Consider the following 15,899-nt stretch of genomic DNA (forward strand, 5'->3'; position numbering starts at 1 on the left):
TATAATTGATCGTAAAAGTGTAACTATATTTTAGGCATAAAAAAAGGGCTGAATAATCAGCCCTATAATAATTTATTTAATTGCTTATAAATTATCTAAGAAACGTTCTGCATCAAGGGCAGCCATACAGCCTGTACCCGCTGATGTGATTGCTTGACGGTAAATGTGGTCAGATACATCACCAGCAGCAAAAACGCCTTCTACACTTGTTTGAGTCGCGTTACCGTTCAATCCAGACTCTACAACTAAGTAGCCATCTTTCATTTCTAGTTGGCCAACAAACATATCTGTATTTGGCTTATGGCCAATAGCAATAAATACACCGGCTAAATCTAGTTCTTCAGTTGCATCAGAGTGTGCATCTTTAATACGAACGCCTGTTACACCCATTTGGTCGCCTAATACTTCGTCAAGCGTGCGGTTGTAATGCATTACAACGTTACCGTTTGCTGCTTTTTCAGCAAGGCGGTCTGCAAGTATTTTTTCACTGCGGAAACTATCACGACGATGAATAACATGTACTTCGTCAGCAATGTTAGATAAGTAAAGCGCTTCTTCAACCGCCGTATTACCACCACCAACAACCGCTACTTTCTGACCTTTATAGAAAAAGCCGTCACATGTAGCACATGCCGAAACACCACGGCCTTGGAAATTAGTTTCAGACTCTAAGCCTAAGTATTTAGCAGACGCACCCGTTGCAATGATTAACGCATCACATGTGTAAGTACCTTGGTCGCCAGTTAGTGTGAAAGGGCGCTTAGATACATCTACTTTATTAATGTGATCAAACACAATTTCAGTTTCAAAGCGTTCAGCGTGCTCTTTCATACGATCCATTAATGCAGGACCTGTTAAGCCGTGTGCATCACCAGGCCAGTTTTCAACTTCAGTCGTGGTTGTTAATTGGCCACCTTGTTGAATGCCTGTAATTAAAACAGGGTTTAAATTTGCACGTGCTGCATATACTGCGGCAGTATAACCAGCTGGGCCAGAGCCTAAAATTAGTAGCTTACAATGTTTTGCTTCAGTCATTATTTTTTCCTAAACGTTTAATACGGTCTTTAATGCGCTCGATTCTAAGAAAAACAAGGCAGAAGTAAACAAAATCCGAGATTATTTTTTTTAGCAAATCGAAAAGCTGTGCAGTATTGTGTACTAGAGATTGTGGCTTTTACGTTTAATAAAGTAAAGTAGCTCAATAAATAGACTAACAGGCAACAAAACAACGTTAATTCATGACCACTTTGATTTTTTTTGTTATGTTTTACCTAATTTTATTTGTCACTGATAAATCATGTGACCCAAGTGAATAGGCAACTATGTTATTTTGGCAGGAAAAACCCGCATTCGGGTTGACTTCAAAAGACGTTAACGTCTTAACCAATGCGCAAGATTACCGAACGCAATTGCTACGTTTGATCAGTAGCGCAAAAAAACGAATTTATATCACAGCGCTTTATTTACAAGATGACGAAGCAGGTCGCGAAATTTTAGAAGCTTTGCACCGTGTGTCATTAACAAACCCAGCACTTGAAATAAAAGTGCTGGTGGATTTTCATCGTGCGCAACGTGGTCTTATTGGTGCAGAGAAGTCTGACGGCAATGCAAGTTTATACTGTGACGATTTAGAAAAGTTTAAATCGAACGTACAAGTTTATGGCGTACCTGTAAAAGCTAAAGAATTATTTGGCGTATTGCATTTAAAGGGGTTTGTCATTGACGATACCTTACTTTACAGCGGCGCAAGCTTAAACAACGTGTATTTGCAGTATAACGAACGCTACAGACTCGATCGTTACTTTTTAATAACGCAGAGCGAACTGTGTGAATCAGTGGTTGATTTTATTGAGACAAAGCTAATTAGCTCCGTTGCTGTGCCACGCATAGACACACGACCGCTTAAACGTTTACACGACTTCAAACTTGACCAAAAGCAATTAATGCGTGATTTAAAGGCCGCCAGTTATAACGCAGCAGAGCAACTAAATACGCAAGCATTAGGTATTCGTTTATTTTTGGGGCTTGGCCGTCGTAATAACGAATTAAATCGTTTAATAAAAGCGTTATTTGATACCACAGAGCAAGAGCTTGTGTTGTATACGCCATACTTTAATTTTCCGGCGCCGCTTATGCGATCACTGCGCCGTTTATTAAAGCAAGGCAAACAAGTGACTATTGTGGTAGGCGATAAAACAGCAAATGACTTTTATTTACCGCCAAGTGAGCCGTTTAGTAAAATAGGGGCACTACCTTATTTATACGAAACTATTTTGCATAAGTTTGTAAAAACGCAAAAACGCCATATCGATAACGGCAATTTAAATGTGTATTTGTGGAAAGATGGAAGTAATTCGTTTCATTTAAAAGGTATTTGTTCAGATAGAACAAAACATTTACTGAGCGGGCATAACTTAAATCCGCGTGCATGGGGCCTTGATATCGAAAATGGTATTTTAATAGAAGATCCAGAGCAAACAATTATGGATGCCATTGATAACGAAAAGCATGAAATTTTACAACACTGTCGCCGTTTAACAGGCCCAGATGATTTAGAAACGATGGATGATTACCCGCAGCCAGTTAAAAAACTACTTGGCCAAGCTAAGCGTGTAAAAGTAGATTTTATAATCAAGCGTTTTATATAAATTCATTTTAAATCAGACACAAAAAAAGCAGCTAATTAGCTGCTTTTTTTATGAGTTGTAGTTAAGTTACTATGTTATTTAATACCAACCTAACTAGAAAACGCTAAATTATGCGTTTTCTACCGCTGTGCGTGGGTCAACATATTCCATGTTGAACGCTTGTGCTACTTCTTTGTAAGTTACTTGGCCTTTAATTACGTTTAAGCCTTTTAAGAAGTGAGCGTCATCTAGTAGCGCCTTTTTATAACCTTTATTTGCAAGGTTAATGATGAAAGGCAATGTTGCATTGTTAAGTGCAAACGTAGATGTGCGTGGAACAGCACCTGGCATGTTAGCAACACAGTAGTGAACAACTTCATCAACGATGAAAGTAGGATCAGCATGCGTCGTTGCTTTAGAGGTAGCAATACAGCCACCTTGGTCGATTGCAACGTCAACAATTGCAGAGCCAGGTTTCATTGCTTTAATGTGCTCTGCAGTGACTAGTTTAGGTGCAGCTGCACCTGGGATTAGTACGCCACCAATTACTAAATCAGCTTCTAGTACGTGTTTTTCTAGTGCATCAGCAGTTGAGTAAATAGCTTTTACTTTATTACCAAATTGCGCGTCTAGTGCACGTAATACGTCGATGTTACGATCAAGAACCACAACTTCAGCACCAAGGCCAACAGCCATTTGAGCTGCGCTACGACCAACCATGCCGCCGCCAATTACAACAACTTTAGCAGCTTCAACGCCTGGTACGCCACCTAGTAGCATGCCACGACCGTGGTTAGACTTTTCTAGCGCTTGTGCACCAGCTTGAATAGACATACGACCAGCCACTTCGCTCATAGGCGCAAGAAGCGGTAAACCACCGCGTGAGTCAGTTACAGTTTCGTATGCAATACAAATAGCTTTGCTTTTTACAAGGTCTTCAGTTTGTGGAAGATCAGGTGCAAGGTGTAAGTAAGTGAAAAGGATTTGGTCTTCACGTAGCATTGCACGTTCAACAGCTTGTGGCTCTTTTACTTTTACAATCATGTCGGCTTTAGCGAAAACATCAGCAGCAGTTGCTAAAATTTCAGCACCTGCTTGTGTGTAGTCTTCGTTAGTAAAACCAATCCCCATGCCTGCATCAGTTTCTACAATCACTTGGTGACCGTGGTTTACTAATTCACGAACACTCGCAGGAACCATACCTACACGGTATTCATGGTTTTTAATTTCTTTAGGTACACCAATAATCATAACATTTGCCTTATTAAGAACGGATTAACATTTTTCACTATTATATTCATCATAAGCCAGTGTGTCTCACCTTTTTTAAAGTGGGTTCTAGTGTTATTATCTAAATAATAAAAATAAACAGCATAAAAAACTAGTTGGTACTATGCATCAGTTATTAGATAGAATTGACCGGAAAATTTTGATGGAATTACAACATGATGGACGCCTTTCCAATGTTGAACTGGCCAGACGAGTTGGCCTAAGCGCCACGCCCTGTCTCGAGCGGGTAAAAAAACTAGAACGAGAAGGTTACATATTAGGTTACAAAGCAGTGGTCGACCCTGCTAAGCTTGGGCAAGGTTTATCGGTGTATGTAGAGGTAACAATTACCAAAACATCACCCGATGTATTTGATGAGTTTAGTGCTGCTGTAAAAAAGCATGAAGAAATTATAGAATGCCATTTGGTGTCGGGTAATTTCGACTTTTTACTTAAAACACGCGTAAATGATATGTCAGAATACCGTGGCGTATTAGGCGACATACTATTGAAACTTCCAAATGTAAGTGAAAGCCGTACTTATGTAGTAATGGAAGAAGTAAAAGGTGAAGAAGGTGTAATTATTCGCCCGTATATTGCTTAACAGTATTTATAATAGGCTGACATTTGCTTTTATCTGCCTAAATTATAAAAACGTGTTCATAATCAGGCCATCAAGGTTAAGATAAAGTGCAACAAATTGCATTTCCTGCTAAGGTATTTCACTGCTAAGTAAGTGTGAATAAAATAGAATAATAAAGAGGAATAGGGAACTATGCGCCTAAACGGTGTGCAAAGACTATTAGAAACAGGGCTGATTATCAGTACCTTTACAGCAATATTTATTTTATGTGCCTTAATCAGCTTTGATCCAGTTGATCCTTCGTGGTCGCAAACTGGTGAATTTAGAAACGTAAAAAATATTACGGGCACAGCTGGTGCATGGATAGCTGACATTTTATTACTTACTTTTGGTTGGTTGGCTTATTTAGTACCTGCTGCCATTCAATTATTTGGCTACTTGTTATTTAAACAACCTCACCGCATTTTACAGCTTGATTACACTACTTTAGCGCTGCGAGTTATTGGTTTTGCTTTATTTATTACCTCAGCTACCGCTATTAGCAGTATCAACTTTGACGATATTTATAACTTCTCTTCTGGTGGGGTAGTGGGCGATGTTATTGCATCAGCCATGATGCCTGCATTTAACTTTACCGGTACATCTATATTATTGCTGTGTTTCTTTTTTGCCGGACTAACTCTATTAACGGGTGTATCGTGGGTTGATTTTGTTGATTATCTTGGCGATTTAATGGTTAGGTTTTATCGTTTTATCGTGTCGTATGCAAAAGGCTGGATGCACCGAGAACACGCTGCAGGTAAAGTAAATAATAACGATGAAGTAGACGCCCATTTTGAAGACGATATAAAAGAGCAAATAGAGCTGCCTACATCGGCTAAAAAAGCAGATAAACAAAATGCAATTAACAAACCGCAAACGCCATTTAGCGAGCCACAAATTAGTGACGACTTTATGCCGTTTGATGAACTCGACGATATACTCGATCAAGAAATTGGCTTTAGCGCCATAGACGACGAGCCAATGGACACGGCTGCTGCATTAAATGCACTTGATCAAAGCCAAGTTGTAGAACCTGAAAAGCCAGTTACAACGGTTGTATCACCAGCAAGGCCAATGCCTAAGCCAAAAGCAGCCTATCAGCCACCACCAACAGCAAAAGAAAAATTTGAGCAATTATTAACGCAAGAGCCACCACCGGGGCCATTACCGTCACTCGATTTACTCGATAGACCGGACAAAGCTAAAAACCCAATTTCGCAAGAAGAACTCGATACAGTATCGCGCCTAGTAGAGACAAAGCTGCTCGACTTTAACGTACAAGCAACAGTTGTAGCGGTATACCCAGGCCCCGTTGTTACACGTTTTGAACTTGATTTAGCGCCAGGTATTAAAGTGTCTAAAATTACGGGCTTGGCTAAAGATTTAGCCCGTTCGCTTTCGGCAATTAGTGTACGTGTTGTAGAAGTTATTCCAGGTAAAACCTATGTTGGTATTGAACTTCCAAATAAACACCGTGAAATAGTTCGTTTATCAGAAGTTATAAACGCCCCTAAATTTGAGCAAAATCCGTCGCCACTTACCATGGTGCTTGGTAAAGACATTGCCGGTCAGCCGGTATGTGCTGATTTAGGTAAAATGCCACACTTATTGGTGGCCGGTACAACCGGTTCGGGTAAATCAGTGGGCGTTAATGTCATGATAGTAAGCTTGCTGTACAAATCGGGTCCTGACGATGTACGTATGATCATGATTGACCCTAAAATGCTTGAGCTTTCAGTATATGAAGGCATTCCGCATTTATTGTGTGAAGTAGTGACCGACATGAAAGAAGCCGCTAACGCACTGCGTTGGTGTGTTGGCGAAATGGAACGTCGTTATAAATTAATGTCAGCATTGGGTGTGCGTAACTTAAAAGGTTACAACCAAAAAGTGCTTGAAGCCAATGAAGCGGGTTACCCAATTCTTGATCCATTATTTAAAGACACTGATGGCATGAAAGAAGGCCCCGACGAGCTAGGTAAATTACCAAGTATTGTTGTAGTAATAGACGAATTTGCCGACATGATGATGATTGTAGGTAAAAAAGTAGAAGAACTTATTGCACGTATAGCCCAAAAGGCACGTGCGGCAGGCATTCACTTAGTGCTTGCTACGCAGCGCCCGTCGGTTGATGTAATTACCGGCTTAATTAAAGCTAATATTCCAACACGTATGGCGTTTCAGGTATCGAGCAAAATAGATTCACGGACAATACTTGACCAACAAGGCGCCGAAAACTTACTAGGTATGGGTGACATGCTTTATTTACCGCCAGGCACTAGCGTACCAGAGCGTGTGCACGGCGCATTTGTAGACGACCACGAAGTACACGCCGTAGTAAACGATTGGAAAGCGCGTGCTAAACCAAATTATATTGATGAAATACTCAATGGTGATGCCAGTGAAGATATTTTATTACCAGGTGAAGCTAGCGAAAACGCAGATGAAGAATCAGACCCGTTATACGACGAAGCTGTGTCGTTTGTAATTGAAACCGGCAAAGTATCGGTATCGTCAGTGCAACGTAAATTACGTGTTGGCTATAACCGCGCAGCACGTTTAGTAGAACAAATGGAAACATCGGGTATCGTGAGTTCACCAGGTCATAACGGTGCTCGCGATGTATTAGTGCCTAATGGAGCAAATTCATGAAAAAAGTTAACGCCTTATTATTAGTATTAGGCAGCGTACTTGCCGCACCAAGCTTTGCTGACGACAGCCAAGCATTACAAGACCAACTTGCCACTTTAAAAAGTTTCAAAGCGCAGTTTGCACAAAAAGTAACAGACAAAGAAGGCCAGGCTGTTATGCAAGGCGAGGGCACAATAGCGCTTCAACAGCCTATGATGATTCGCTGGCAGCAAACAAACCCAGACGATACGTTATTTGTATCAAACGGTGATAAAACCTATTACTTCGACAGCTTTGCTGAGCAAGTAACGATTATGAAAACCAGCGGTTTAATCGATTCAACACCGTTTGTGTTACTTACCTCAAAAGATCCAGCACAATGGGAAAAGTACAGCGTACTTGCAACAAATACAGGTTTTAGCGTAACACCAAATAAAGGCGTAGAAAGCCAAGTTGAGCAACTTGATATAACCTTTGCAGGTAATGAGCAAGGCCTTGCTAAACTAGTCGTTACCGATAACTCAGGGCAGCTATCGTCATTTACGTTTAATGATGCACAAGTTAATGCGCCGCTTGATAAAAGCACGTTTGAATTTACGCCTCCCGAAGGTGTTGAAATAGACGATCAGAGTAACGGTGAGTAATTTAGGTTTTAACTTTGGGCCTGATGTACGCCCACTTGCCGCGCGTATGCGCCCTACAACGCTTGATGAATACATTGGTCAGCAGCACTTATTAAGCGCTGATAAACCACTGCATCAAGCCATTGTCGCAGGGCGATGCCATAGTTTAATTTTATGGGGCCCGCCGGGTGTTGGCAAAACAACACTCGCGCAAATAATTGCCAATCACGCTGATGCCTCACTTATTCAAATGTCAGCGGTAACCGCAGGCGTAAAAGATATACGCGATAGCGTAACGCAAGCGCGGGACAACCTAGAAAGCCGTGGCCAACGAACCCTTATGTTTGTTGACGAAGTTCACCGCTTTAATAAATCCCAACAAGATGCCTTTTTACCGCACATAGAAGACGGCACCTTTATATTTGTAGGTGCAACCACAGAAAACCCATCGTTTGCCCTTAACAACGCTATATTGTCGCGAGCACGCGTGTATGTTTTAAAATCGCTTGCCGATACCGACTTATATACCGTAATAGAACGTGCACTTAAACAAGACGAGCAGCTAAGCCAAAAGCACATCACTATTGCTGACAACGCTAAAAAGGCACTGTGCCAAGCAAGTGGCGGTGATGCGCGTAAAGTACTTAATTTGCTTGAACAAGCAGTTGACTTAACAACCGAGCAAAATGGTCAATACAACGTAGACGAGCACGTACTTAGCCAAGTGTTACCAACGCATTTAGCTAAATACGATAAAGGCGGCGATGAGTTTTACGATTTAATATCAGCCTTTCACAAATCAGTACGAGGTAGCTCCCCCGACGCCGCACTGTATTGGTATTGCCGAATTCTAGCCGGTGGCGGCGACCCTTTATATGTAGCAAGGCGATTACTTGCCATTGCAACAGAAGACATTGGCAACGCCGATCCGCGCGCAATGGAAGTGGCCTTAAATGCGTGGGATATATTTCAACGTGTTGGCCCAAGCGAGGGCGAGCGTGCAATTGCACAAGCCACACTGTATTTAGCCAGCGCACCTAAAAGTAATGCGGTGTATATGGCGTTTAATCAAGCCAAAGCAGACGCTCAAAACGAGCCAAGTTACCCAGTACCAGAGCATTTACGCAATGCGCCAACTAACTTAATGAAAGACTTAGGGTATGGCGCTGAGTACCGTTATGCGCATAACGAAGAAGGCGCATTTGCCGCAGGTGAAAAATATTTACCGCCAGAAATGGACGGCAAAGAATATTACTTACCGAGCGAGCGCGGACTTGAGCAAAAAATTAAACAAAAACTCGATTACCTAAAAGAGCGCGATGCGCAAAGCCCACTTAGACGATACGAAAATGATTAAACTTTATATGATGATCGCCCTTGGCGGAGCCTCAGGTGCGTGTTTACGGTTTTTTATTAGCGAAAGCATGCTAAAACTCCTCGGTAGGGGATTCCCTTTTGGCACGTTGACGGTTAATATTCTGGGTTCATTGTTAATGGGCATTTTGTACGGTTTGATAGATAAAGAAATTATCACCGCAAGCCCCGCTAAAACCCTTATCGGTATTGGCTTTTTAGGTGCATTAACCACCTTTTCAACATTCTCAATGGACTCGTTGTTGTTATTACAACAAGGTCACTTTATTAAAATGGCCCTCAATATCATCTTAAACGTGATGGTGTGTATTTTTATGGCTTGGCTGGGCCTTCAGCTAGTAATGCAAAAAGGTTAAAAAACTAACATGTTAGATTCTAAATTTTTACGTCAAGACATCGAACAAACTGCAGCACGTTTAGCGGCGCGCGGTTACGAACTCGATGTAGCGACGGTAACGGCACTTGAAGAAAAACGCAAAACATTACAAGTAAAAACGCAAGAACTTCAAAGTCAACGTAATGCAAGCGCAAAAGCAATTGGTCAAGCCAAAGCAAAAGGCGAAGACGCACAGCCATTACTTGATGCAGTGGCTAACTTAGGCAGTGAGCTAGACGCCGCTAAAACAGAGCAAGATGAAGTATTAGCCGCTATTAACGACATTGCGTTAGCAATTCCAAACTTGCCAGACGAGTCAGTACCTGCAGGTAAAGACGAAGACGACAACGTTGAAATTTTAACGTGGGGCACACCTAAAAAGTTTGATTTTGAAGTTAAAGACCACGTAGATGTAGGCCAAGACCTAAACGGTTTAGACTTTGAAATGGGCGTTAAAATTAGTGGTGCACGCTTTACCGTAATGCGCGGCCAAGTTGCGCGTATGCACCGTGCACTAACGCAATTTATGCTAGATACACACGCTGATAAAAACGGCTACACAGAAATGTATGTACCGTACTTAGTAAATAGCGCAAGCCTTTACGGCACAAGCCAATTACCTAAATTTGCGGGCGATTTGTTCCACACATTAGGCCTTGTAAACGACGACGGCGAACAACAAGCCGGCTTTAGCTTAATTCCTACAGCTGAAGTACCGCTTACAAACAGCGCCCGCGACGAAATTTACGATGAAAGCGATTTACCAATTCGCTTAGTTGCCCACACGCCGTGTTTTAGAAGCGAAGCAGGCAGTTATGGTCGCGATACACGTGGTCTAATTCGTCAACACCAGTTTGATAAAGTTGAACTTGTACAACTTGTAAAACCAGAAGACTCAATGGCAACGCTTGAAGAGTTAACAGGTCACGCAGAGCAAATACTACAAGCGCTTGAACTTCCGTACCGTAAAGTAATTTTATGTATGGGCGACATGGGCTTTGGCTCAGCTAAAACATACGATTTAGAAGTATGGTTACCTGCGCAAGACACATACCGCGAAATTTCATCATGTTCAAACATGGCTGACTTTCAGGCGCGTAGAATGCAAGCACGTTTTCGCCGTGAAGGTGTTAAAAAGCCAGAGTTACTACATACACTAAATGGTTCAGGCTTAGCCGTTGGCCGTACACTCGTAGCCATACTAGAAAACTACCAACAAGCCGATGGCACAGTAGTAGTACCAGAAGTATTACGGCCATACATGGGTGGACTTGAAGTAATTGGTAAACAATAAAAATCAAGTTTAAGTTATGCAAGTTTTAAGCTTGTAAATCTTAATACGAAAGCCGCTGTTTGTAATAAACAGCGGCTTTTTTGTTTTAAGTTAAAGGTAATAAGGTTCAGTTAATATGTAGGACGTGCTTTAGCGCGTTGCATTTATTTGACAAAAATATACGCCTGTCCCTTTTATCAGTTTCTTGCGCTACATTTTGCGAATTTACTAAATGGTTTAAACATAACTTCACTTGAGTATCTCCCATAGATCTAGGGCGTGTTGAATATAATTAAAGCGGATATAGGCAGTTATCCAAAACAGATAAGCTTCAATAGTGCTCTTTGTGCAGTTTGTAACAATAGTGATTGCTATACACATGGCCTTTAATTGTGGTTAGAAAGAGAGATTTCATAAAATAATAACCAACCTTTAAATGCGCTGTGTGCATGGACAGTGTTTGTCCAATGACATTATTAAAAGTCGTTTTGGTGTATTTTAACAACGAGCATTTTATAACATACGTAATTACTTGTTTACATTAGAGTTATTTAGTGGAATTATTGAGCCATGTAATATACGCCGTTTTGGGGTGTTATAAACCCCCGAAGTGGTGTTCTATATGACGTTAGCTTTCGGAAATAGTATGCAGATTAATCACAAACCTGTCGTTACCTTTTTAATATGCATAGTTACTGTTTGCGTATCGTTTTATGTCGCTTATCAAATTAGTGGCTCGGTCCTCGGTAAATCAAGAATAACGGAACTTGCTAATTTTGGTGGATTAACTGTAGAGGGTATAAAGCACCTTGAAATATGGAGGCTAGTATCTTCTCAATTAATCCATGTCCATCAAAAGCATATGATTTACAATGTATTATCTATTTTATTCTTGGGTATTATTATTGAGCGAACCGTTGGTTCTAAGTACATGTTAATTATTTGGCTTTTTGCAGGTTCTATTGGAACACTATTTAGTACTCAATTTACACCTCCACCATGGAATGTAGGTACAGGTGCATCACAAGCTGCTTTTGGCTTGGCAGGTTTTGGCTTATTTTTGATTTTTAGTAAAATTCAACGAGGGTATATATTCTTATGTGCTATCGTTTTTGCACTTATACCAGCGTTATATTTAGATTTTAAATCCGTAGGTTATCCAAAAGCAGGGCACTCTCTAAGTTTTGTTATTGGTTTCGGTCTGGCTATCTATTATTTCTATAATGTTAAACAGAAACTCGTTCAAGTGGCACCAGAAAGCTAATCGGGTAGCCGGAGGTCTCTAATCTCCAGCCCCACACCACCCATCATGCGGGTCCGCAATGGGCGGTTCATCTCCCGTAATGAATACCGATCCAAATATCTCTCAATGACACTAAACCTTGTGATGCTAAATAGTCATTGCCTAGCGCAATGTTAATTCCTTTTTTTTTTGAGCTTCGACAAGGCCCTTTACAGCCCGAATTCAGGTTCCAAGTGCACCAAACCTTAAATCACTAATTAATAAAGACTTCTTCAGCTGTCTGATAATTTAGTATTTTCCTTGGGCGAGTATTAATTTTCATTACAACCTCTTGGAGTTGTTCATTAGTTATAGTTGAAAAATCAGTTTTCTTTGGGAAATAACGCCTGATCAGACCGTTTGTATGTTCATTTGTTCCTCGTTGCCACGAACAATAAGGATCAGCAAAGTAAATAATAAAATCTAGTTCTTCTTCCAAAGCTTTAAAAATTAGGATGACACCCATCCTAATTATTACGAAATAAGCCAACAAAAACAGCATGAAGAGTGCATTATTATAAATAATGGATCACGTAAGAAGCTGAACTATGTAGATAAAATGAAAGTGAAAATAGACAGCCCCATAGGTCGACGACAGCTATTTATTAACGAATGGTAAACGACTCGGCTGTATACCGCCTGCTTTCCTCTAAATAAAAAGCTGCAAAATAATACTATATATTAAGAAGGTTAAGTGCTTTTACCCTAAATAAAAGCCACTCAAGTACCCGTAATCCTGTCCAAAACGCCAATTAAGACAACACCAAATTCCCACTTTATATTCTGCATAAAATACAGTGATCGATTGAACCAAAATAGGAACTCAGCTATGGTTTGTTTATCAATAAAACAAATAGAAAAACGAGTTAATCTACAGGTTCGTTATGCGTAAAGGAGTTCAATTGATTAAGAAGTTTGTAAAATATCTAGGGTATATAAACACCAATTATGACCGTGTAAGTCCATTTCCATTCATGTTGTGGTTTTCTATTAGTCTGTGTGTGTGGGCCTTTTCAAAACTCGGATTTTCTTTTGAGTTCATATTCGCGAATGCAACATATCTAAATGTTATATATGGAACAGTCATATGTACATCCATAATGTTAGTAAGTTGTATTTTGTTACCATGGCAAAAAGTTACGGATAAGTATTACAAAAGTGCTCATGCAGTATCTAAAATATTTTCTGATACTGCTATGGGATCGGCTGGTTTTATAGCCGTTGCGGGGCTTTATAACGGCAATTACCTCCCTGTTGGACTATTAGTGTTAGGGCTAGTTATATATGTTTTAGTTGGAAATCATGTGTTTCATAGCATTTTTAATGAAAATATAGGTACTCGTAGATTTTTTAAAGAAATTGATAAAAAATCAAATACAAGAATAGGAACGGGTGAGATTGAACGAAATATTGAAACTAAAGTTCTTGCTTTCACCTCTTTTATTATTCTAATGGTTGGTTCTGGGCTTATGTATGTTTTTAATACTGTTTACGCATAACAAGATAATTGGACTCCCAACTTCTATACTGAAGTAGAAATTATTTTTCGGAGTTCAATTATGAATAAGTTAAGAATTGGTGTCAATTTAGCTCATAAATTAATACAAGTTTGTAGTTCTGCAAATAATAAAGTGCATTCAAATAATGAGATGACACTGCAACAATTTAGTGAGTACTTGATATCGCTTAGTCCTTCAACGATTATTTTTGAGGCCTGTGCGAGTGCTAATTATTGGCATCAATTTGCAACTTCACTTGGTCATAATTCTCTACTAATATCTGCGCGATTAGTTATGTCTGTTCGTCAAAGTCAAAAACAGATAAAAATGATGCTTTGGCTGTTTTACAAGCATCGCTGTTACCAGATGTTCACTTTATTACTGCAAAATCAATTAATGAACAGCAAGCGCAATCAATGCTCAAATTGAGAGAGCACAGTGTTAAACAAAAAGTAGCGCTTAAAAATCAACTCACTGGTTTACTGCGTGAATTTAATATAAGCAGTGAGCGCTCGATAAGTCAGTTTGTAGGTACTATCCAAGATACATTGGAAGATGCCGAAAATGGTTTTTGTGATGCATTTAGAAAAATGCTTAAAGTTTCACTGGATTTATATTTAACGTTAACTGAAGCAATCGCTGCCTATGATTTAGCATTGGCTAAATGGATTGACGACACACCAAGCTGTAAAAAACTAATGCGACTAGAAGGGGTTGGGATTTTAAATGCCATTCATCTTTTTATTAATTTGTCGTCAGGTGAATTAGCCAGGTTTAAAGCCGGCAAAGATGCCGCTGATTGTATAGGTTTGACACCGACTCAACATAGCTCAGGTGGTAAAGTAAGTTTAGGAAAAATAAGCCGACGTCGAAATACAACATTACGTAGTTTACTCGTTACAGGTGCGATGGCTGTCATCCAACAAGTTGTTAAGCGAGTACCATAGACATTATAAACTAGACACTCACTTTAATTTTTGCACTTTTTGAAACGAAGTACTAGGCTTTTTTTAGTGCAAAAACAAGTAGGGTGTCTTATGGCAATCGCAAGAAAGCGCCAAGTAAGTTTGGTTGATACAAAGTACTACCATTGCATATCACGTTGCGTTCGCCGTGCATTTTTATGTGGGGAAGACCACTTTACAGGTCAATCCTACGAGCATCGTAGAGGCTGGGTTGAAGACAAACTGCTTGAGTTAGCCAAGGTATTTTGTATTGACGTCTGTGCTTATGCTGTCATGATCAATCATACGCACTTAGTGTTGTATGTTGATGACAAAAAAGCGAATCGGCTGAATGATAAAGCGATTGTTATTCGCTGGCATAAGCTCTGTAAAGGTACCGCTCTTACACAAAAATACATACAGGGCGAAAAGCTAAGCAAAATAGAACTTATCTTTTTTAATCAAACAGTAAATCAATACCGCGAGCGCCTATCAAGTATTAGTTGGTTTATGCGGTTGTTAAATGAAAACATTGCGCGCAGAGCAAATAAAGAAGATAACTGCACTGGCCGTTTTTGGGAAGGACGATTTACGTCTCAAGCATTATTAGATGAAGCAAAATAATAGTGACACCCATCCTAAATTTTGCACTTCCAATTAGAATCTAGGGACTGTTTAGTTTATATAATTAGAGTGGCTGTCTAGTTTAATGTAGTTTAATGCGAGCTTTGATATCACGCGTAAACATTCAACAATCGATTGTACCCAGATAGAAATCCGGCTATGGTTTGTTTATCGAGATAAATAAACAAGCTAATTTACAGGTTCGCTAAGTCTCACGAAGGTTTTATCGCTCTATGAATGTTTTTCTAATAATTGCAGGTACATTAAGTGCTGTTGTAGCAACTTTGCATTTGGGTTGTATCTATTTTGGAGGTTCTTGGTATCGGTTCTTCGGTGCAGGAGAGCAAATGGCATTACTTTCTGAGCAAGGAAGTATTAAACCAACTCTTATTACTAGTGTAATTGTTCTGATTCTATCAACTTGGTCATTGTATGCATTTTCAGCCGCAGGTGTTATTTTTAAACTTCCATTCATCCGCCTAGCTCTTGTATTAATAACTTTTATTTATTTAGCCCGCGGTGTTGCAGGGTTCTTTTTAATAAATAACCCTATGGGGCGTTCGCCTGAGTTTTGGGTTTGGAGTTCTATTATTTGTTTATCTTTTGGTATTGTTCACCTTGTTGGTTTAAAACAACAATGGGCAAGCTTGTGAGTAGAGTGTAATCTAATAAAGAATCAAACAAGGGCTATTACAATTGGCTTTTGGTAAAGCATTATATTTATAGTTAACTACTTCTCACCAATAATTGAC

At 39.8% G+C, this 15,899-nt stretch carries 13 protein-coding genes and 2 pseudogenes; 12 read left to right on the top strand and 3 right to left on the bottom strand.

Annotated elements, in window-relative coordinates; genetic code table 11:
* Window positions 1-84: 84 nt before the first annotated feature.
* Complete coding sequence (gene trxB, locus D172_RS07890) at window positions 85-1,035, bottom strand: thioredoxin-disulfide reductase (RefSeq protein WP_007375668.1); 951 nt, start codon at window positions 1,033-1,035, stop codon at window positions 85-87.
* Window positions 1,036-1,322: 287 nt separating this feature from the next.
* On the opposite strand from trxB, the gene pssA reads away from it, so the two are divergent.
* Complete coding sequence (gene pssA, locus D172_RS07895; RefSeq protein WP_007375669.1) at window positions 1,323-2,648, top strand: CDP-diacylglycerol--serine O-phosphatidyltransferase; 1,326 nt, start codon at window positions 1,323-1,325, stop codon at window positions 2,646-2,648.
* Between the two features lie 108 nt (window positions 2,649-2,756).
* On the opposite strand, the gene ald is transcribed toward pssA, so the two are convergent.
* Entirely contained in the window at window positions 2,757-3,878 is a 1,122-nt protein-coding gene (gene ald / locus D172_RS07900) for an alanine dehydrogenase (RefSeq protein WP_007375670.1), read from the bottom strand.
* Window positions 3,879-4,020: 142 nt separating this feature from the next.
* Here ald and lrp point away from each other — a divergent pair, with 142 nt between their 5' ends.
* The 7 genes from lrp (at window position 4,021) to D172_RS07935 (ending at window position 12,062) form a co-directional block, all read left to right on the top strand.
* The gene (gene lrp / locus D172_RS07905) at window positions 4,021-4,500 is read left to right on the top strand and encodes a leucine-responsive transcriptional regulator Lrp (RefSeq protein ID WP_033014887.1); all 480 of its coding nucleotides are present in this window, start codon (window positions 4,021-4,023) and stop codon (window positions 4,498-4,500) included.
* A 171-nt stretch (window positions 4,501-4,671) separates the two neighbouring features.
* Window positions 4,672-7,173: a DNA translocase FtsK gene (locus tag D172_RS07910; protein WP_007375672.1), complete on the top strand. Its 2,502-nt coding sequence runs from the start codon at window positions 4,672-4,674 to the stop codon at window positions 7,171-7,173.
* Window positions 7,170-7,796: an outer membrane lipoprotein chaperone LolA gene (gene lolA / locus D172_RS07915; RefSeq protein WP_007375673.1), complete on the top strand. Its 627-nt coding sequence runs from the start codon at window positions 7,170-7,172 to the stop codon at window positions 7,794-7,796. Before D172_RS07910 ends, lolA begins: the two co-directional genes overlap by 4 nt.
* Window positions 7,789-9,132 carry a replication-associated recombination protein A gene (locus D172_RS07920; protein ID WP_007375674.1) on the top strand — a complete coding sequence of 448 codons (1,344 nt, stop codon included), beginning with the start codon at window positions 7,789-7,791 and terminating at the stop codon, window positions 9,130-9,132. The genes lolA and D172_RS07920 overlap by 8 nt, the downstream gene beginning before the upstream one ends.
* On the top strand, window positions 9,125-9,505 hold the full coding sequence (crcB, locus tag D172_RS07925; RefSeq protein ID WP_021032117.1) for a fluoride efflux transporter CrcB: 381 nt from the start codon (window positions 9,125-9,127) through the stop codon (window positions 9,503-9,505). Before D172_RS07920 ends, crcB begins: the two co-directional genes overlap by 8 nt.
* Before the next feature lie 9 nt (window positions 9,506-9,514).
* A complete protein-coding gene (gene serS / locus D172_RS07930) occupies window positions 9,515-10,819 on the top strand; it encodes a serine--tRNA ligase (RefSeq protein ID WP_002962971.1) in 1,305 nt (434 codons plus the stop codon).
* 601 nt (window positions 10,820-11,420) lie between these two features.
* The gene (locus D172_RS07935; RefSeq protein WP_007375675.1) at window positions 11,421-12,062 is read left to right on the top strand and encodes a rhomboid family intramembrane serine protease; all 642 of its coding nucleotides are present in this window, start codon (window positions 11,421-11,423) and stop codon (window positions 12,060-12,062) included.
* A 232-nt stretch (window positions 12,063-12,294) separates the two neighbouring features.
* Here D172_RS07935 and D172_RS07940 read toward each other — a convergent pair.
* Window positions 12,295-12,528, bottom strand: a pseudogene (locus D172_RS07940) (IS30 family transposase); the annotation flags it as partial.
* A gap of 670 nt (window positions 12,529-13,198) precedes the next feature.
* Between D172_RS07940 and D172_RS21705 the strand changes: the two are divergent.
* From D172_RS21705 to D172_RS07965, 4 genes and pseudogenes are all read left to right on the top strand, one after another.
* On the top strand, window positions 13,199-13,579 hold the full coding sequence (locus D172_RS21705) for a hypothetical protein (RefSeq protein ID WP_237113697.1): 381 nt from the start codon (window positions 13,199-13,201) through the stop codon (window positions 13,577-13,579).
* A 287-nt stretch (window positions 13,580-13,866) separates the two neighbouring features.
* On the top strand, window positions 13,867-14,526 hold the full coding sequence (locus D172_RS07955; protein WP_257721350.1) for an IS110 family transposase: 660 nt from the start codon (window positions 13,867-13,869) through the stop codon (window positions 14,524-14,526).
* A 90-nt stretch (window positions 14,527-14,616) separates the two neighbouring features.
* A pseudogene (locus D172_RS07960) lies at window positions 14,617-15,141 on the top strand (transposase); the annotation flags it as partial.
* A 239-nt stretch (window positions 15,142-15,380) separates the two neighbouring features.
* The gene (locus tag D172_RS07965) at window positions 15,381-15,800 is read left to right on the top strand and encodes a hypothetical protein (RefSeq protein WP_007375679.1); all 420 of its coding nucleotides are present in this window, start codon (window positions 15,381-15,383) and stop codon (window positions 15,798-15,800) included.
* The last annotated feature ends 99 nt before the right edge of the window (window positions 15,801-15,899 follow it).

This window comes from Pseudoalteromonas sp. Bsw20308 (assembly GCF_000310105.2).
Taxonomy (GTDB): Bacteria; Pseudomonadota; Gammaproteobacteria; order Enterobacterales; family Alteromonadaceae; genus Pseudoalteromonas; species Pseudoalteromonas fuliginea.

Excerpts from the sequence above, each read along its gene's own strand:
- trxB (WP_007375668.1), bottom strand. The coding sequence starts at position 1,035 with ATGACTGAAGCAAAACATTGTAAGCTACTAATTTTAGGCTCTGGCCCA.
- pssA (WP_007375669.1), top strand. The coding sequence starts at position 1,323 with ATGTTATTTTGGCAGGAAAAACCCGCATTCGGGTTGACTTCAAAAGAC.
- ald (WP_007375670.1), bottom strand. The coding sequence starts at position 3,878 with ATGATTATTGGTGTACCTAAAGAAATTAAAAACCATGAATACCGTGTA.
- lrp (WP_033014887.1), top strand. The coding sequence starts at position 4,021 with ATGCATCAGTTATTAGATAGAATTGACCGGAAAATTTTGATGGAATTA.
- D172_RS07910 (WP_007375672.1), top strand. The coding sequence starts at position 4,672 with ATGCGCCTAAACGGTGTGCAAAGACTATTAGAAACAGGGCTGATTATC.
- lolA (WP_007375673.1), top strand. The coding sequence starts at position 7,170 with ATGAAAAAAGTTAACGCCTTATTATTAGTATTAGGCAGCGTACTTGCC.
- crcB (WP_021032117.1), top strand. The coding sequence starts at position 9,125 with ATGATTAAACTTTATATGATGATCGCCCTTGGCGGAGCCTCAGGTGCG.
- serS (WP_002962971.1), top strand. The coding sequence starts at position 9,515 with ATGTTAGATTCTAAATTTTTACGTCAAGACATCGAACAAACTGCAGCA.
- D172_RS07935 (WP_007375675.1), top strand. The coding sequence starts at position 11,421 with ATGACGTTAGCTTTCGGAAATAGTATGCAGATTAATCACAAACCTGTC.
- D172_RS07965 (WP_007375679.1), top strand. The coding sequence starts at position 15,381 with ATGAATGTTTTTCTAATAATTGCAGGTACATTAAGTGCTGTTGTAGCA.